The sequence below is a fragment of the Marinovum sedimenti genome, assembly GCF_054052205.1.
Map to the genome: position 1 here is coordinate 1,341,356 of NZ_CM133223.1, position 17,088 is coordinate 1,358,443.

Genomic DNA, 17,088 nt, shown 5'->3' on the forward strand with positions numbered 1-17,088 from the left:
GCTGGCTATTTCGCCGCGCCCTCCTCTGGGATGGTGCCATCGGCCCCGGTGGCAAACAACATCACCATATCCGGCCGCGCGCGGCTTGCCCCGCGCAAGTTGAACCGAAGCATATTGAACACCGTCCCACCATCGCTGAAATGGGCACCGATGTTGGGGCTGATCATCCGGCGCTCGGGCGCTTTCAATTGCGATCGGTGCAACAAAACGTGTGATTTGGCATCAAAGGTCAGAAGCTCCAGATCGGGTGCGTCAAACTTCGTCATCAGCACCGATATCATTGCCCCACCGTCGGACAACACAGCCGAGGGAAAGCTGGTATCGCGCACGTGCCGGACCAGAACAGAGTGCAGTTCTCCGGCCCAGGTGGTGAAGTGCAGCCAGTAGTTAATGCCTCTGGCAAGGAAAAACACTTCGGCCCAAATGTCGAATACCGGCTCCGTCCATCCCAACGCAACCTGGCCATATGCGGTCACGCCAATCGAAGACTTTTCAGTCACGGCGATAAGCCGCAAAAGTGTGCCGTCGGGGCCATAAATCCCATCGTTTTCCAGCGGTTTATACGGGTCTTCCGCCGCACGGGTCGGCACCACCGCCAGAAAGTGACCGGTTTGCGCAATCCGCACGCTATCGTGATACAAATCCTCTGTTGGCGCGAACACCGGGTCCGAGATCAGGCCGGTTTCGGTGTCGATGTCAAACACCCGGTCCTCCATCCTCTCGTCGCCCTGTCGGATTTCGCCATACGCCCGCAGCGTGGTCGGGCCGATCAGCTTCATTTGCGACACATGCGCCGCCTTGCCGTCCCTGAAGCGCAAAACCTCAACCACGCGCCCGCCACGATCCAGCCATTGCAGGCCGTCCTCGCCGAGGGCAAGCATGCGGTCGCCTTGAAAGGTCAACTTGGCGGCACCAAGGCTCACCAGCTTGGCCGTCCATAAAGCTGAGCCATCGCGCCCGAAATACAGGATTTCGGCCTCGCGGTCCGAACTCTCATCGCCGGACCTCGACAGCAGTACCGCCACTTCGTCATGCACGGGATGCACGGCGATATCGCGCACCTGGCCTCGCGTGCCGTGGGCAAACTCAATCCGATGGGTCCACCCTTGGCGCGGCCCGGTGTGCGGAGCAGGCACCGCGACCGGCGCAAACTCGGGCACAGGCCGTTGGCCACAGCGCGCCTTGAGGCAGGTCTTGCCCAGCTTTTGCCGGTACACCGCAGGAATTTGCAGATGGTCCTGGCTGCGCGCATCCTGGGCCGTGCGCTCCTGCGCCTCAAACACCGCATCCTCAAGATACATATCCGAGGTCAGCAATGGCAGAAAGTTGCGCGTGAACACCGAGAACCGCTGCTCCGGCCCATCCGCAAGCAACCCATCCAGCGCGGTCTGCCCCTCGCCCGCGGAATAAATCACAAACGACCCCTGCACCGGCTCTATGCGCGCCAGTCCCCGGCTGGCCCCCGCGCTTCGGGTGCCGGGGCTGGCAAAGGGGTTGTCGCGGCAGGCATCTATGATGGCAAGGCTCAGCGCCGCCCCCTGCGCCGCAATGTCATCAAGCACACCATTAGCGCCGTTCTTGAGCGGCAGTGACCGGCGCGACAGCAGCCGAACCGAGCCATTTGCCGGGGCATCGGTGGGGATCAGGTAGTTCACGCCATCCGCGCTCCACCCGTGGCCAGCATAGACAAAGGCCACCTCATCCCCCGGGGCAATGCCATCCACGAACCCCACAACCGCCGCTTCCAGCGCCACCTCATCAAGGTCACTCAGAAAGGTGACATCAAACCCCAGATCCCGGAACGCCCCGGCATATCCTTCGGCGTCGCCAATCGTGTTGCGCAGGGTATCAAGTTCAAGATACGCGGCATTGCCAATCACCAGCGCCCGCTTTGCAGCCAAGGCAGGCACCGCCGCGATAAGAAGAACGCAAACCCCAAGCCAAGACAAAAGACGCATCCGGCACTCTCCTGAAACAAGACCACGAGTATTGCGCAGAAACCGGTTTTCTCAAAGCCAGCTGTCAAAACGGCGCAAATCTGGCGCGGGCGGCGGCCAACCGAGGCGCTGCCGCGCCCGCCGCGCCCCGTCAATGCCAAGGCGCCAGAGCCTCCTCTTGTGCCGCCCCCCACGCCGGCCCGTTTCATCAAACTGCGGCGCATCCGGCCGCATCGGCTTGATCGCCCCGCAAAAACGCAGCACTGTGGGCGCAAGGACGGTCTGGCCCGCAAGGGCCAGTCCGATCCGTGCACGTCCGCACGACGCTCCGAAAGGGGGCAGCCTGTGCCCACATAAGCGGAGCGTTCAGGTGCGGCCACTGCGCCAAAATCACGAAAACAGGGAGGCTTAGGCCAAATGACAAAAACAAATCGACCCGGCGGACCAACACGCCGTTCATTCATCGGCTCAACCGCGGCTGTTGCCGGGCTTGCCGCGACCGGCACGCTTTGGGGCCTTACCCCGGCGCGCGCGCAACAGAAACGCGGCGGTTCGCTGCGGGTGGCCAAGGGCCACGGCCAATCCGGTGACACGCTTGACCCCGCAACATGGACCAACGGCTTTTCCATCGCGCTGTCGCTGGGCATGAACGGCTACCTGACCAAAGTCGCTGTCGACGGCTCGGCCGAACCGGATGTCGCCGAAAGCTGGGAGGCCACCCCGGACGCCAAAACCTGGCGCTTCAAGATCCGCCAGGGCATGACCTTCCACTCCGGCAAGCCGGTCACGCTCGATGATGTGATCGACTCGGTCAACTATCACCGCGGCGACGATTCGACCTCGGCGGCCAAACCGCTTGTTGCGCCCGTCTCCTCGATCACCAAAGAGGGTGACGATACGGTGGTGTTCGAGCTGGAATCCGGCAGCGCCGACTTCCCCTTCATCTTCACCGATTACCACCTTGCGATCTGTCCGTCGGATGGCGCTGGCGGCATTGACTGGCGCTCGGGCGACGGCTGTGGCCCCTATCGCATGACCGAGTATAATCCCGGTGTCGTCGCCAAGCTTGAGCGGTTCGACAACGACTGGAACCAGGATCGCGGCTTTGTTCAGTCGGTCGAGATGCTGTCCATCGTCGACGTAAACGCCCGCACCACCGCTCTTGCGGCGGGCGAAGTGGATGCGATCGACAAGCTTGATCTCAAGACCGTGGCGCTGCTTGGCCGCAATCCCAACATCTCGATCCACTCCATCGCCGGTCCGCAATACTACAGCTTTGCCGCCCGCGCCGATGTTGCGCCGTTTGATGATCTCAACGTGCGCCTGGCGCTGAAGCACGCGATCAATCGCGAGGAGCTGGTCGAGAAGATCCTGTTTGGCCACGGCACCGTCGGCAATGACCAACCCATCGGCCCAAGCTATCGCTTCCACAATGCCGATCTTGCCCAAACGCCGTATGACCCCGACAAGGCCAAGTTTTACCTTAAAGAGGCCGGTCTTGACGGGCTGAGCATACGGCTGTCGGCAGCGGATGCCGCCTTCCCCGGTGCCGTCGATGCCGCCACCCTGTACCAGAACTCGGCAGCCGACGCGGGCATCACCATCGACACCAATCGGGTGCCCAACGATGGCTACTGGGCTGATGTCTGGATGAAGCACGAATTCTCGGCGGTGTACTGGGGCGGGCGTCCGACCGAGGACCAGATCTTTACCACCGCGTATGGCGGCGGTGCGGCGTGGAACGACAGCTTCTGGAAAAGCGACCGGTTCGACGAATTGCTGGTTATGGCCCGTGCTGAACTCGACGAGGCCAAGCGCCGCGAGATGTACGGCGAGATGCAGCAGATCGTGTCGCAAGATGGCGGTACGGTGCTGCCGATGTTCGCCAACTGGGCCTTCGCCACTTCTAGCCGCGTTGTGCATGGCGAGTTCGCGTCGAACTTTGACCAAGACGGCGAACGCTGGATGGAGCGCTGGTCGGTCGCCTAAACCGCAAGCTAAACCTTGGCGTCGCCACCCAACACGGGTGGCGGCGTCTTTCCCTGGCAAGATTGCAGGCGCCGCTTTGACAGCGCGAGACGCTATTACAGCACGCTGTCCGCAAAGCGATGCGGTCGTGCCGTTGCTAAATCAGGGAAGTTTTGGAGCGGGCGGCGGGAATCGAACCCGCATCATCAGCTTGGAAGGCTGAGGTCTTACCATTACACAACGCCCGCTCGGCAAAAACGGTGAGTAATTCAACCCCGCCGACAGGTCAACAGGATCATGCGAGTTTATTGAAACCCAATTCACCGGTGCAGGGTCTCGGACAGAGCCGCGCGCATATTGTGTAACCTACCAAAGCGCTTTGATATTGAGAAACCACCGCAACTAGGGCACAGTCAAAGCCAAGAAGCGCATTCGGGACTTGGGGGACAGCATGAGCGACAATTTTTCCGACACAGCGATCAACGATTCCCAAGTCTTTGATCTGCGCTATGCCCGCAGCTATGATGACCTTTGGTCGATGCTGACCCGGCTGTACGGCACCCACCCCGATTTCGACCGCTTCACCAAGACGCTGAACGACACGCTGCGGCGCTGCGCGATGGAGCGGCCTGCCGCGCTCAAACGGCTCGACATGATCCGCGATCTCGAGCCGGACTGGTTCCAGCGGCCCGCGATGAACGGCTATGTGTTTTACGTCGACCGGTTTGCCGGTGATTTTCGCGGTGTGATCGACAAGCTCGACTACCTCGCAGAACTCGGCATCACCTATGTCCACTTCATGCCCTGCCTCAAGCCGCGCCCCGGCGACAATGACGGCGGCTATTCGGTGATGGACTACCGCGCGATCAATCCCAGCCTTGGTGACATGGCCGATTTCGAGGCCGTCACCGCCGCTTGCCGCGCCCGAGGCATAAGCGTTTGCGTCGATATGGTGGTCAATCACACCGCCAAGGAACACGACTGGGCGCAAAAGGCGCGTGCCGATGATCCGGCCTACCGCGACTATTATCTGATGTTCGAAGACGACACCCTGCCGCGGCAATACGAGCGCAACCTGATCGAGATTTTCCCCGACACCGCCCCCGGCAGCTTTACCTGGTACGACGATATCGAGCGCTGGGTCTGGACCACGTTCAACGAACACCAGTGGGATCTCAACTGGGCCAACCCGCAGATTTTCATCGAGATCCTCGAGATCATGCTGTTTCTTGCCAACAAAGGCGTCGATGTGCTTCGGCTGGATGCCGTGGCCTTTATGTGGAAGCGGATGGGCACGAAATGCCAGTCCGAACCCGAGGTGCACATGCTGTTGCAGGCCCTGCGCGCCGCCACCCGCATTGCCGCGCCTGCGGTGATCCACCTCGAAGAGGCCATCGTCAGCCCCGGCGAAATGCTGCCCTATCTGGGCCGGGGCGAACATGACGGCAAAGAGGGCAACCTCGCCTATCACAATTCGCTGATGGTGCAGTTCTGGTCGGCTTTGGCGGCGCGCGATACCCGGCTGATGCGCCATGTGATGGCCACGCATTTCCCGCCGTCGCTGACCAATGCGACCTATGCCACCTATCTGCGCTGTCACGATGATATCGGCTGGGCCGTCACCGACGAAGACGCCGCCACCATCGGCGCAAATGGCTTTCTGCACCGGCAGTTTCTGGCGGATTTCTACCAGGGCACCTTTCCCGGCTCTTTCGCCGTGGGCGAACTGTTTCAGCACAACCCCGACACCGGCGACAAACGCAACAGCGGCACCACTGCCTCGCTTTGTGGGCTGGAACGCGGCGGCGACAGTGGCGATCCGCAGGACCTCGCGCTGGGGGTAGAGCGGATGCTGATGGGCCACGCGCTGATTGCGGCCTATGGCGGCGTGCCGCTGATCTATATGGGCGATGAGATCGCGCTGTTGAACGATTATGGCTATCACGACGTCCCGGCCCACGCCCAAGACAGCCGCTGGCTGCATCGCCCGGTGATGGACTGGGACCGGGTCGAGGTGTCGCGCACCGCCCCCGAAAGCGCGGCGGGACGGGTGTTTGCCGGGATCAAGCATATCCTGAGCCGCCGCGCCGACACGCCCGAACTGCACGCAGGCTTTGCCACCGATGTTCTGCACCCCGGCCAATCGGCGCTGTTTGCCTTTGCCCGCCGCGCGCCCACGGGCAGCCTAGTGTGCCTGTTCAACTTCACCGAAGCTTGGCAATCTGTTCCGACAGGCTGGGTGGTGGATCAGGGCGCAACGCAGCTGTTTGACACGCTCAGCCAGTCGCAGGTGGGCGATGGCCACGGCACCATCCCCCTGCCCCCCTACGCCCGCGTCTGGATCAGGTAGCGGCGCTGTCGTCGCGGCCAAGCGGCGCGATCAACGCGTCGCCCTGCGCCCGGTTGGAATTGACCTCGGGATCGACGCGGTAAAATTCCAGCACCTCGTCGTCCGCCGCCTGCATCAGGCTGGCCGCGCCCTTGCCCGCTTCGCCAAGCCAGAGCGGTAGGTCGTCAGACTCTAAGATCACCGGCATGCGGTGGTGAATCTCTTGCATCCGTGTGTTGGCCCCGGTGGTGACAATCGCGCAGGTGCGCAGGGCCTCGCCGTCCCGCTCCCAATCCTGCCAGATCCCGGCAAACAGCAGCGGCGCACCGTCGGCGCGGCGAATGTACCACGGCAGGCGCTTGCCCTCGGGGTCTTTGGTCCATTCGTAAAAGCCACTGGCGGGGATCAAACAGCGCCGCGCCCGACAGGCCGCGCGAAACGCCGGCTTCTCGGCAAGCGTTTCAGCGCGGGCGTTGATCAACAGCGGGCCGTCGCTGGGCGTCTTGTACCAATGCGGCACAAACCCCCAGCGCATCGGCACAAGCTGCCGCCCCATATCCTCCGTATCGCCTGTACGCACTGTGGCGATCAGGGTCGTTGGGCAGACGTTATAGTTGGGCACCACGGGCAAATCATTCGCGGGCGTCGCTGCGAACAGCTGCGCCATAGCGTCGGGCGGAAGGGTGACTGCAAATCGGCCGCACATGGGCGCTAGCGTAAAAAGCCAGAATAAAGAAGCAAGCCCCAAGCGCTGAGTTTCTCGGCCCCGCGCGGCCAGAGCTTGGTAAACCGGGCCTGCTCGATGCCTGCCGCTTTCGCAATCTCGCCCAAGCTGCGCCTGCCGTTCACCAGCGCCAGCGGCCCGGCCAACTCACGCGGCAGCTTCAGGGCAATCCGCTCGCCGCCCATCTTCACCGGCACCTCACGCCCCTCAGCCACCGCTTTGGCCAAAGCGGCAGGCGCCACGCCGATCAGATGCGGCACCAAACCGGGCGAGATGCCATCAGCCAAATGCCCCGCGTCGCCTTCAGCCACCGCATAGGCGGTGTGCAGCCGCATCGATCCGCACAGCTTTTCCGCCAGCGCCATTCGTGAAACGGCGTCCATCCCCTTGGGAACAGACGCAAACCGCGCAGGGTCATACGCGCCGGGCGTGGTGAAAGAGCGCAACGCCCAGCCGGTGCGCCCAAGCGTGCCTACCAAAGCGGCCACGTCATACGCCCGGTCCTGCCCATGCAAAAGCAGATCGTAGAACCCGGCGTCCGACGCCCGGTGATCGCTCAGATGCGGGTTGCATTTGAACGGATGGCCCGCAGGCAAAGCATCAAACGCCGCCTTCGCCGCCTTCAGGCGTTTCTTCGGCGGCAGATCGGCAAACAGTGCGCCAAACGCCTCTTGCAGCGGATAAACCCCGGAGCGGCCATAGGGTGCGTAAACCATGAAGCCCATGCCACCACCGGGGGCCAAAGCCGCCCGCAGCGCGCGAAAGCCGGCATCCGGATCGGGCAAATGGTGCAGCACGCCACAGCAATCGATGTAATCGAACTGGCCGTAATTGGCCGCATCCAACAGACTGCCGGTGTGGAAGGTGACAGAGGTGATGCCGCGCACCTTGGCCCGCGCCTCGGCCACAGCGCGCGAGGCTGTCGAGAGATCGACATAAGTGATCTCATGCGGATGCCCCGCCAGTTTGAGATAATGCGCCAGTTGGATCAGCCCGTCGCCGGTGCCGCCCCCGGCCACGAGCACCCGCAAAGGGCGGCTCCAGTCGCGCGTGCCGGCAAAAAGGTAGTGATCAAGCTCGACCGGATGCGACGGCGATCCGGTGATCAGCCGCCTGCGCTCGTCCTCGGGGTCGCGTTCGGGATAGGGATAGGCTTCGTAATGTTCCTTGACCGTGACCATATCCCTGCCCTGTGCCGCCGTTGCCCCGCAGGTTTGCCCTGTCAGTCAAGGTTTCTCAACCCCGGCCTGGCGCGACGGAAATTCCATCAATGGAATTTGCAAATTCCATCAATGGAATTTCCCCTACCGATAGGCCTGACGTGCCATTTCAATCCGGGCATCCATCAACGACATCTCTTTCAGAATTTCCTGCCGCCGGGTCCGATCGCCGGTCTCCCGCAGCTCTTCGCGCAACCGCGCAAGCTCGCGCGACAGGCTGACAAACTCCGGCACCCCGCCACTCTCTTTCACCAGCCGGTTCAGCAGCGCATTCTCGGGATCGTCACAGGCGGGCAAAGGCTTGCCCGCGCCAGGCAGGTTGTCAAACGCGCCCTCCGCCTCGGCTTCGCGAATACGCGCGGTGATCAGATCAATCAAAGGATGGTCCATCGCCGCAGTTTCGCCGAAACAAAACACCCCCGCAAGAGGGGGGCAAGGAGCGGCACCCCAACAGCGCCGCCCCCATCGCTTATTTCGCCATGATGCGCCCGTCGGTGTAGGGCATGAACGGGCCTTGCGCGGCCAGGAATTCCGCCGTCACATCCGCCAGATCGGGGCCGTAATCATAGGCGTTCATCGCGTCGCGGAACATCTTATAGCCGTCGCCGCCATTGCGCACATAGTTGTTGGACACCACGCCATAGACCGTCTCGGCCTCAATCGGCGCGCCGCCGACCATGACGTCTGACACCCGTTCGCCCGCCGGTTTCGACGCGTCAAACGCAAAGGTCATCCCCGCCACCTGCGGAAAGCGTCCGCCGCCCTCTTCCACTTCGCTTACGCCGTTTTCCAGCGCCGCCACCATCGTGGCCCCGGTCACCTGAAAGGTCGACAAAGTGTTCTGGAACGGCAGCACCGTCAGCACCTCGCCCATCGTCACCTCACCCGCGTCAATCGAGGCACGAATGCCGCCGCCGTTCTGAATGGCAATCTGCACGCCCTGATCGGCCACCCGGTCCAGCATCGCATCGGCAATCAGGTTGCCCATCGGGCATTCCATCGCACGACACACCGAGCGGTCGCCCTCAATCGGCTCAGCCGCTTGGGCCACCACCTTCGAGCGGATTTCCTCCAACGGAGCCGCCGCTTCGGCAATGCGCGCCGCAACCGCTTCGTCGGCCATGACAGAGGCGTCCATCACAATCGGATTGCCCGAGGCTTCGGTGACATTGCCGGCGTCGTCAAAGGTGACGTTCAGCTCGCCAAGATACTTGCCATAGGCATAGGCCTGCACGATCTGCACGCCATTCACCACGGTCGGATACGGACCATCGGCATTCTCATCGCCATTGGCGAGGTAGGTGTTCGAGTGCCCGCCAACAATCACGTCAACGCCAGTGGTATTGGCCGCAACCGTCTGATCCACGCCATAGCCCGAGTGGCTGAGCACGATGATCTTGGTCACGCCCATCTCGGTCAGCTTGTCGACCTCGCCCTGCACCGCATCCGACGGATCGGTGAAAACGATGTTCGGGCCGGGGCTGGCAAGCTCATCGGTGTTTTGCGGCGTCAGGCCGATTAAGCCGATCTTTTCGCCGCCCTGCTCGACCACCGTCGATTTCATCAGCGCATCCGCGAGAAGCGGCTCGCCCGACACATCGGCGTTCGACATCAGAATCGGGAAATCAATCGCATCCATAAAGCCGCGAAGCACTTCGGGTCCGTCGTCAAACTCGTGGTTGCCCACGGTCATCGCGGTATAGCCCATCTGGTTCATCATTTCGGCGGCGAGCTTGCCTTTGTAATAGGTGTAAAACAGCGTGCCCTGAAATTGATCGCCGCCATCCACCAGCACCCAATTGTTGCTGCGCGCCTTGGCGTCATTGATCGCGGTCATCAACCGGGCCGACCCGCCAAAGCATTTGCCCTCGCCGTCATCCTCGACAGAACAGCCGCTGTCATATTTGCTGATCGGCTCGAACCGCGCGTGAAAATCGTTGGTGTGCAAGATAGTTAGCGAATAATCGGCACTGGCGACACCGGCGCTCAGCGCGAGCGCGGCGGCACTTGTCAAAAGTCGAAGCGACATGGGGAAACCCTCTCTGTTGTATTTATAATGGCGATGCTGCATCGGGACCGAAGACTTGTCAAAGCTTACCCTGAGGGAGGCCCGATCCCGGCAACGACAGGCGCATCCATCGCCGCAATTCACGACAGGCGTGTGACGCAGACGGCCCCTTGACGCAGCGGCGCGCGCGCGGGATACGGCGGACATGCTGATCTATAAAATTTTCCGGGCCGAGGAATGGGCCACCCTGCGCCGTGACGGCGAAACCGCTGGCGCGCCGGTCGATCTGGCCGATGGCTATGTGCATTTTTCCACCGCCGCACAGGCGCGCGAAACCGCCGCCAAGCATTTTGCCGGCGCGACCGGCCTTGTCCTGCTGGCCTGCGAGTCTGATGCGATGGAAGATGCCTTGACGTGGGAGCCGTCCCGAGGCGGTGCGCTTTTCCCGCACCTTTACAGAGCGTTACGGATGACAGACGTGCTTTGGCACCGTGACCTGCCGCTGGTTGAGGATCACCATGTTTTCCCCGAGGATTTCGCATGACATTGCTGGAACAGATCGGCCTCAAGGCGCTTTATCGTTGTGATCCCGAAACCGCGCATGGTTTGGCGATCAAGGCGTTGCAAATGGGCCTCGCCCCCGCCCCCGGACGGCTCACCTCGGACCGGTTGCGCACCGAAATGGCTGGGCTGACGCTGCCAAATCCGGTCGGCCTTGCCGCCGGATTCGACAAGAACGCCACCGCGCTGGCCGGGCTGTCCAAGGCGGGTTTTGGCTTTGTCGAAGTCGGCGCCGCCACCCCCCTGCCGCAAGCTGGCAATGCCCGCCCGCGGCTGTTTCGTCTGACCGAAGACAGGGCGGCAATCAACCGGTTCGGCTTTAACAACGACGGCATGCAAGCCATTGGCGCACGGTTGAAAACCCGGCCTCAGGGGCCGGTGATCGGCCTCAATCTCGGGGCCAACAAGACCTCGGAAGACCGCGCCGCAGATTTCGCCAAAGTGCTGGCACATTGCGGGCCTTACGTCGACTTTGCGACCGTGAACGTCAGCTCGCCCAACACCGAACGCCTGCGCGATTTGCAGGGGCGCGAGGCGCTGATGGCGCTGCTCGGCGGTGTGATGATGGCGCGCTCGGATTTGGCCGCGCCGATCCCGGTTTTCCTCAAGATTGCCCCCGACCTCGACGATGCCGCACTGGCCGAGATCGCGGATGTGGCCCGGCTGTCCGGCCTCGATGGAATCATCGCCACCAACACCACCCTGTCGCGCGAGGGCCTGCACTCAAAGCACCGCGAGGAACAAGGCGGCCTGTCAGGCGCGCCGTTGTTCGAGAAATCCACCCGCGTTTTGGCGAAATTGTACGATCTGACCGAGGGAAGCGTGCCGTTGATCGGCGTTGGCGGGATTTCCTCTGCCGAAGACGCCTATGAAAAGATCAAAGCCGGGGCGTCGGTTGTGCAGCTCTACACCGCCTTGGTGTACGGTGGGCTGTCGCTGGTGCAGGACATCGTGAATGGGCTGGATCAACGGCTAGAGGCTGACGGCTTCGCAACCGTATCAGATGCTGTCGGCAGCGACGTCCAGAAGTGGCTTGCCTGATAGAGGCGAGACTTTGCCCGTTACCACCACGTCACTGCGTGGATAGAACCAGCCGAATATGATATTTGCAACTTAAACCCGGTGCCCCTGGGGGTAATCGCGCAATTTATGTTCGATTATGTAAACTCGTCAGACGGCATAGCGTTGAATATCACTCTTCGCCTGCCATCCTTCGCGTGTCAGCTCAGCATTGGACAGTATCATATTGAGCACGCAAGAGTAACTGAGTTACCCCCACGGTTATCCACAGGGCAGCCAGCCGTCAGGACGGCCCAATCATAAAGCACGAGATATTGCGCGATTGCAGGCGACGGCAGGCGAGATCGGCGGTTTCCCGGTTCAGCCCCATGAAATTCGCATCATAGCCGGACGAGCGCCTTACCACCTTGCGCAGCGCGCCATCCAGTGTGGACATCTCGGTCAGCGCAGTTTTCAAAAGCACCTTTTCCGCAGCGAATTGAGAGCCATACCGGCCAATGTTGATGCCCCAATGCCGCCCACCCGAGGTGGAGACACGCGTGATGATTTCTTGCACCTGCTCACGGACAACCGGGTCCGGCGCAGAAGGCTTGACCGCTCCGGCGCTCGCCAGCAGCAGCCCCTTGGGCCGCGCTTCGGGGCGGACCGCCGGGTTGTCGACCTCGGTTTGCTCCACCAGCGACGCACGCGCCACTTTCTCGGCCGTGGCCTCGGCGACGGCTTCAAGCACACCCTCTTGCACAGCGGCCAGAATGCTTTCTTCCGGCATTTTCGCTGTTACACCGGGGCGCTGTTTGGGCCGGATGCTGCTGGACACCGCGAGCAACACAGCGACGGTTTTTCCTGCGGCCGGACGCTCATCCAACGCATCGGCAAGAGCGACAGCGACGCTGGCCCCATCATTGCCTTGATACCGTGGCCGTTTTGGCAACGCGAGCGCCACATGAGTCGGCGAACGAGAGAAGCCCAGATCGAGCAATTCCGCCACCCGCGCGTTACGGGTCGTGGTTGAACGGCCCCCAAAAACGGTTGCGATAACCCGCTCTTGCCCCTGTTCGGCCGAGGCAACGAGGTTGAACCCGGCGGCGCGCGTATAGCCTGTCTTGATCCCGTCAGCGCCTTTGTAGCTGCTCAAAAGGCGCGAGTTCGTGTGGCTGACATTGCGCACGCCGGCGTCTGCCGTTTTGCGCGAGAACAGATTGTAATACATCGGAAAATCATAGATCACGTGACGCCCCAGAATGGTCATGTCGCGGGCGGTGCTCAGGTGGCCGGCCTCGGTCAGACCGTGCGCGTTCTTGAACGTCGTCCGGGTCATGCCCATCGCCTTGGCGGTGCGATTCATCCGGCGCGCAAAGGCCGCCTCGGAGCCTGAGATCGCCTCGCCCAATGCCGTGGCCGCGTCATTGGCGGATTTGACCGCCGCGGCCCGTACCAGATAGCGCAATTGGATCTGCTGCCCGGCCCTAAGCCCCAGTTTCGAGGGCGGTTCAGAGGCGGCCTTGGCCGAAATCTGGACCATCGAATCCATGCTGATCTCGCCGTTTTGCACGGCCTCGAACACCACATACAGCGTCATCATCTTGGTCAATGATGCAGGATGCAGCCGGGTGTTGGCATTTTCGGAATGTAACACTTTTCCAGATCGCGCATCCATGACCATCGCGGCATAGGGGGCCGCCGCCACGCTGAGCGGGAGCACCACACACAGCCAGAACAATGCGATAATGAGCACGCCCAACCGGGCGGATTCCAGGTTACGAACCTTCACGATAAACTGCCTTCTGCCTCGTGCCGCCAGTTTTCTGGTCAGCTTATTATTGCGAATAGCGTAGCATATGAACTTCGCTCTTCAAACCCTTAATCCAGAAGGTATTTCCAGAATCATGAGTCGCGTCTTAACCACATATTGCGCGCCATGACCGCCCCACCGCAAGACTGTCGATTGTGGCGGCAATGTGGCAGACGACTCGCCCTTGATATTTCACCGCCCACCGCCCCCTAGTAAGGCCCCGATGACCATAAAGGCGCAGAGACCTCTTTTCTCGGCCGCGCGCTGCGTTATATAGAGTGGTCCGGAATGGACCTGCACTTTAGCTGGACGCGATAGATTTATATGACCTTATCGACCCTTTCGGCGGCGCGGCCCGTCGTGTCCCAAGACAAAGAAGGCGGCCCCGACAGTGGCGTCGTGGTGCAAACCCGTCCGAAAACAAAGCGCCCGCCGCTGTATAAGGTGTTGTTGTTGAACGACGATTATACGCCGATGGAATTTGTGGTGCATGTGCTTGAGCGGTTCTTTGGCCTCAATCACGCGCAGGCGTTTGAGATCATGCTCACCGTGCACAAAAAGGGCATCGCCGTGGTTGGCGTGTTCAGCCATGAAATCGCGGAAACCAAAGTGGCGCAGGTCATGGATTTCGCCCGCAGGCATCAGCATCCGCTGCAATGCACGATGGAAAAGGAATAGGCGCCCGCGCGCCGCACTGTCATGGCCCCTTCCCGATTGACCCAAGCGCTGGCCGAGGCCGAGCTGCCCGCTGATGGCCGGATCGCCGTCTTTGCCCCCACCCCCGACACTGATCTGAGCGCCCTGCCCCGTGACCGGGTGCAGATCATCAGCCGCGATGCCGCGATGCATGCCGCGCTCGCGCAATTCGAGTGCACCACCAAGGCCGACGGCCCGCTTGCCGCCGCCATCGTGATCACCCCGCGCGCCAAGGCCGAGGCCCGCGCGCTTATCGCGGATGCGGTCAAGGCCTGCCCGGATGGGATGATTCTGGTGGACGGGCAAAAGACGGATGGCGTGGATAGCCTGTTCAAAGCCTGCCGCAGCCGTGTTGATATCATTGGACAAATGGCCAAAGCGCATGGGCGCGCCTTTTGGTTCGCCTCGGCCCCTGCCTTTGCGGACTGGCACGCAGACGCTAATGAGGTTGAGGGCTTCCGCACACTGCCCGGCGTGTTTTCCGCCGATGGGATCGACCCGGCCTCAGCACTGCTCGCGGCGGAATTTCCGGTCAAACCGGGCAAACTGGTCGCGGATCTGGGGGCTGGTTGGGGTTATCTTGCTGCGCGCGCGCTTGAAAACGCGGCGATCGAAGAGCTGCATCTGGTCGAGAGCGACGCAGGCGCGCTGGACTGTGCGCGCCATAATGTGACCGATCCACGGGCGCGATTCCACTGGGCCGATGTCACGCGCTGGCAGCCCAAGCTGGCGTTCGACACGGTGATCAGCAACCCGCCCTTTCATCAAGGGCGCAAGGCGGTGCCGGAACTTGGGCAGGCCTTTATCGCCACGGCCCGGCGCATCCTGCGCCCTGGCGGCACCTTTGTCATGGTGGCCAACCGCCATCTGCCGTATGAGGCCACGCTCGCAGCCGGCTTCGGCAAGGTCGAGGAAATTGCAGGCGACACGCGCTTTAAGATCCTGAAGGCGACACGTCCCACTCGCAGCAAACCGTAAGACTGGCTAGTCTCACAGACAGAGAATCAGGAGCAACACATGGGTTTCTCGATCGAAGGTAAGACTGCGATTGTGACCGGCGCCGCCAATGGGATTGGGCTGGCGATCGGGCGGCACTTTGCCGACAAGGGTGCCAACGTGATGTTTGCCGATATTGATGAGGCGCGGCTCAAGGATGAGATCGGCGAAGCCTCGGACGACAGCACAAGACGGTATTTTGCCGGCGATCTGCGCGAAAGGCTGACCTTGGCCAACCTGCTGTCGGCCACCATCGACGCCTTTGACCGGGTTGATATTCTGGTGAACGCCAGCCGTCAGATCCTTACGTCTGACCCGCTTGATATCGACGACACATCGGTTGAAACCCTTTTGCAACAGAACCTTATGGCGTCTTTGCGGCTGTCACAGCTGGTGGCGCGCCGGATGATCAAACAGGGTGAAGACCAGCCCGAAGGCCAGCTTGGCTCTATCGTTAATGTCTCGTCCATCGCGGCGCGGCGCACCCACCCTGAGCTTTTGGCTTATTCCGTGTCGACGGCAGCGCTCGATCAGATGACCCGCTCGCTGGCGGTGGCACTGGCCCCCAGCCGAATCCGGGTGAACGCCGTGGCCTTCGGCTCGGTGATGTCGGCCAGTTTGAAAGGCGCGTTGAAGGACAACCGCGAGTTTCGCGCGGAAATCGAGGATCACACCCCGATGGGCCGGATCGCGGCCCCCGGGGAGCTGGCAGAAGCGGCGCAGTTTCTGGCGTCTGAGGGAGCTGGTTTCGTAACCGGCCAGATCATGACCGTTGACGGCGGCCGCACCTTGCTTGACCCCGTGGCCTCGCCAGCGCATTGAGCGGGCGTACGTGAAATCGGCCAGCGGGTGAAGGGGGCTGTCAGCCCCCTCGGCCAAGGCCTCACCCCCGAAGGTATTTCTAAACAGAAGAAGTGACCGGGACCGCGCAGGAGGACAGGCCATGTCGACAGAATTCAGCGATCAAAAGGCACAGGCAGCGGCGTGGTTCCGCGATCTGCGCGATGGCATTGTTGCGGCCTTTGACGCCTTGGAGCAAAGCCACGACAGCGGGCCGTTTTCCGACATGGCACCGGGCGCGTTCGAGGTAAAAGAAACCCAGCGCGCCTCGGAGGACGGGTCGGATGCCGGGGGCGGGCTGATGAGCGTGATGCGCGGCGGCCGGGTGTTTGAGAAAGTCGGCGTCAATATCTCGACCGTCTATGGCCAGTTGGGCGAGGCGGCGCAAAATGCGATGGCGGCGCGCAAAGGCCTGCCGGGCATGAAGGAAGACCCGCGGTTCTGGGCTTCTGGCATCAGCCTTGTGGCGCATATGCGCAATCCGCATGCGCCGGCGGTGCATATGAACACACGGATGTTCTGGACGCCGCACGCCTGGTGGTTTGGCGGCGGTTCGGATCTTAATCCCTGTCTTGAGTATGATGAAGACACGGCGCATTTTCACGCTGTGCAGAAGGCGCATCTCGATCCGCATGGGGTGGAGGAATACCCGCGCCTGAAGGCCTGGGCGGATGAGTATTTCTATATCCCACATCGCAATCGCGCGCGCGGCGTCGGCGGCATTTTCATGGATGACCGCAACACCGGTGACTGGGCGGCGGATTTCCGCATGACACAGGACATCGGGCGTGCCTTTATTCCGGCCTATCTGCCTTTGGTGGAAAAGCGTCGGGGGATGGCGTTCACCGATGCGGACAAGGACGCGCAACTGATCCATCGCGGGCTGTATGCCGAATACAACCTTGTTTACGACCGTGGCACCAAGTTTGGACTGACCACCGGGCATGACGCTGACGCGGTGCTTATGTCACTGCCGCCGTTGGCGAAGTGGGTCTAG

Annotated in this window: 14 protein-coding genes and 1 tRNA gene; 8 read left to right on the forward strand and 7 right to left on the reverse strand. The window is 61.9% G+C overall.

What is annotated here, in order from left to right:
• Positions 1 to 5: 5 nt before the first annotated feature.
• A complete protein-coding gene (locus ACW9UO_RS06435) occupies positions 6 to 1,958 on the reverse strand; it encodes a caspase family protein (RefSeq protein WP_457088142.1) in 1,953 nt (650 codons plus the stop codon).
• Between the two features lie 396 nt (positions 1,959 to 2,354).
• On the opposite strand from ACW9UO_RS06435, the gene ACW9UO_RS06440 reads away from it, so the two are divergent.
• On the forward strand, positions 2,355 to 3,926 hold the full coding sequence (locus tag ACW9UO_RS06440) for an ABC transporter substrate-binding protein (protein WP_457088143.1): 1,572 nt from the start codon (positions 2,355 to 2,357) through the stop codon (positions 3,924 to 3,926).
• Positions 3,927 to 4,079: 153 nt separating this feature from the next.
• On the opposite strand, the gene ACW9UO_RS06445 is transcribed toward ACW9UO_RS06440, so the two are convergent.
• A tRNA-Gly gene (locus ACW9UO_RS06445) sits at positions 4,080 to 4,153 on the reverse strand.
• Between the two features lie 203 nt (positions 4,154 to 4,356).
• On the opposite strand from ACW9UO_RS06445, the gene ACW9UO_RS06450 reads away from it, so the two are divergent.
• On the forward strand, positions 4,357 to 6,255 hold the full coding sequence (locus ACW9UO_RS06450) for an alpha-amylase family protein (protein WP_457088144.1): 1,899 nt from the start codon (positions 4,357 to 4,359) through the stop codon (positions 6,253 to 6,255).
• Here the strand turns inward: ACW9UO_RS06450 and ACW9UO_RS06455 are convergent.
• The 4 genes from ACW9UO_RS06455 to ACW9UO_RS06470 all read right to left on the reverse strand — a co-directional run bounded on the left by ACW9UO_RS06455 (position 6,248) and on the right by ACW9UO_RS06470 (position 10,207).
• The gene (locus ACW9UO_RS06455; RefSeq protein ID WP_457088145.1) at positions 6,248 to 6,940 is read right to left on the reverse strand and encodes an SOS response-associated peptidase; all 693 of its coding nucleotides are present in this window, start codon (positions 6,938 to 6,940) and stop codon (positions 6,248 to 6,250) included. The genes ACW9UO_RS06450 and ACW9UO_RS06455 overlap by 8 nt on opposite strands.
• A 5-nt stretch (positions 6,941 to 6,945) precedes the next feature.
• Positions 6,946 to 8,139: a class I SAM-dependent methyltransferase gene (locus ACW9UO_RS06460; protein ID WP_457088146.1), complete on the reverse strand. Its 1,194-nt coding sequence runs from the start codon at positions 8,137 to 8,139 to the stop codon at positions 6,946 to 6,948.
• A 123-nt stretch (positions 8,140 to 8,262) separates the two neighbouring features.
• A complete protein-coding gene (locus tag ACW9UO_RS06465; RefSeq protein WP_457088147.1) occupies positions 8,263 to 8,568 on the reverse strand; it encodes a DnaJ family domain-containing protein in 306 nt (101 codons plus the stop codon).
• Between the two features lie 79 nt (positions 8,569 to 8,647).
• On the reverse strand, positions 8,648 to 10,207 hold the full coding sequence (locus ACW9UO_RS06470; protein ID WP_457088148.1) for a bifunctional metallophosphatase/5'-nucleotidase: 1,560 nt from the start codon (positions 10,205 to 10,207) through the stop codon (positions 8,648 to 8,650).
• A gap of 184 nt (positions 10,208 to 10,391) precedes the next feature.
• Between ACW9UO_RS06470 and ACW9UO_RS06475 the strand changes: the two genes are divergently transcribed.
• A complete protein-coding gene (locus tag ACW9UO_RS06475) occupies positions 10,392 to 10,730 on the forward strand; it encodes a DUF952 domain-containing protein (RefSeq protein WP_457088149.1) in 339 nt (112 codons plus the stop codon).
• On the forward strand, positions 10,727 to 11,788 hold the full coding sequence (locus tag ACW9UO_RS06480) for a quinone-dependent dihydroorotate dehydrogenase (RefSeq protein WP_457088150.1): 1,062 nt from the start codon (positions 10,727 to 10,729) through the stop codon (positions 11,786 to 11,788). Before ACW9UO_RS06475 ends, ACW9UO_RS06480 begins: the two co-directional genes overlap by 4 nt.
• Positions 11,789 to 12,050: 262 nt before the next feature.
• On the opposite strand, the gene ACW9UO_RS06485 is transcribed toward ACW9UO_RS06480, so the two are convergent.
• Entirely contained in the window at positions 12,051 to 13,538 is a 1,488-nt protein-coding gene (locus ACW9UO_RS06485) for a D-alanyl-D-alanine carboxypeptidase family protein (protein WP_457088151.1), read from the reverse strand.
• A 345-nt stretch (positions 13,539 to 13,883) separates the two neighbouring features.
• On the opposite strand from ACW9UO_RS06485, the gene clpS reads away from it, so the two are divergent.
• The 4 genes from clpS (at position 13,884) to hemF (ending at position 17,088) form a co-directional block, all read left to right on the forward strand.
• On the forward strand, positions 13,884 to 14,237 hold the full coding sequence (gene clpS / locus ACW9UO_RS06490) for an ATP-dependent Clp protease adapter ClpS (protein ID WP_457088152.1): 354 nt from the start codon (positions 13,884 to 13,886) through the stop codon (positions 14,235 to 14,237).
• A gap of 21 nt (positions 14,238 to 14,258) precedes the next feature.
• Positions 14,259 to 15,233, forward strand: coding sequence for a class I SAM-dependent methyltransferase (locus tag ACW9UO_RS06495; RefSeq protein WP_457088153.1), 975 nt, complete (start codon positions 14,259 to 14,261; stop codon positions 15,231 to 15,233).
• Between the two features lie 39 nt (positions 15,234 to 15,272).
• Positions 15,273 to 16,073 carry an SDR family NAD(P)-dependent oxidoreductase gene (locus ACW9UO_RS06500; protein WP_457088154.1) on the forward strand — a complete coding sequence of 267 codons (801 nt, stop codon included), beginning with the start codon at positions 15,273 to 15,275 and terminating at the stop codon, positions 16,071 to 16,073.
• Positions 16,074 to 16,194: 121 nt separating this feature from the next.
• Positions 16,195 to 17,088 (forward strand): oxygen-dependent coproporphyrinogen oxidase, encoded by an 894-nt coding sequence (hemF, locus tag ACW9UO_RS06505; RefSeq protein WP_457088155.1) that lies wholly within the window; start codon positions 16,195 to 16,197, stop codon positions 17,086 to 17,088.

Bases quoted from the DNA above. Each gene is read 5' to 3' on its own strand.
- ACW9UO_RS06435 (WP_457088142.1), bottom strand. From the start codon at position 1,958: ATGCGTCTTTTGTCTTGGCTTGGGGTTTGCGTTCTTCTTATCGCGGCG.
- ACW9UO_RS06455 (WP_457088145.1), bottom strand. From the start codon at position 6,940: ATGTGCGGCCGATTTGCAGTCACCCTTCCGCCCGACGCTATGGCGCAG.
- ACW9UO_RS06480 (WP_457088150.1), top strand. From the start codon at position 10,727: ATGACATTGCTGGAACAGATCGGCCTCAAGGCGCTTTATCGTTGTGAT.
- ACW9UO_RS06470 (WP_457088148.1), bottom strand. From the start codon at position 10,207: ATGTCGCTTCGACTTTTGACAAGTGCCGCCGCGCTCGCGCTGAGCGCC.
- ACW9UO_RS06465 (WP_457088147.1), bottom strand. From the start codon at position 8,568: ATGGACCATCCTTTGATTGATCTGATCACCGCGCGTATTCGCGAAGCC.
- ACW9UO_RS06475 (WP_457088149.1), top strand. From the start codon at position 10,392: ATGCTGATCTATAAAATTTTCCGGGCCGAGGAATGGGCCACCCTGCGC.
- ACW9UO_RS06450 (WP_457088144.1), top strand. From the start codon at position 4,357: ATGAGCGACAATTTTTCCGACACAGCGATCAACGATTCCCAAGTCTTT.
- ACW9UO_RS06500 (WP_457088154.1), top strand. From the start codon at position 15,273: ATGGGTTTCTCGATCGAAGGTAAGACTGCGATTGTGACCGGCGCCGCC.
- ACW9UO_RS06460 (WP_457088146.1), bottom strand. From the start codon at position 8,139: ATGGTCACGGTCAAGGAACATTACGAAGCCTATCCCTATCCCGAACGC.
- ACW9UO_RS06440 (WP_457088143.1), top strand. From the start codon at position 2,355: ATGACAAAAACAAATCGACCCGGCGGACCAACACGCCGTTCATTCATC.
- hemF (WP_457088155.1), top strand. From the start codon at position 16,195: ATGTCGACAGAATTCAGCGATCAAAAGGCACAGGCAGCGGCGTGGTTC.
- ACW9UO_RS06495 (WP_457088153.1), top strand. From the start codon at position 14,259: ATGGCCCCTTCCCGATTGACCCAAGCGCTGGCCGAGGCCGAGCTGCCC.
- clpS (WP_457088152.1), top strand. From the start codon at position 13,884: ATGACCTTATCGACCCTTTCGGCGGCGCGGCCCGTCGTGTCCCAAGAC.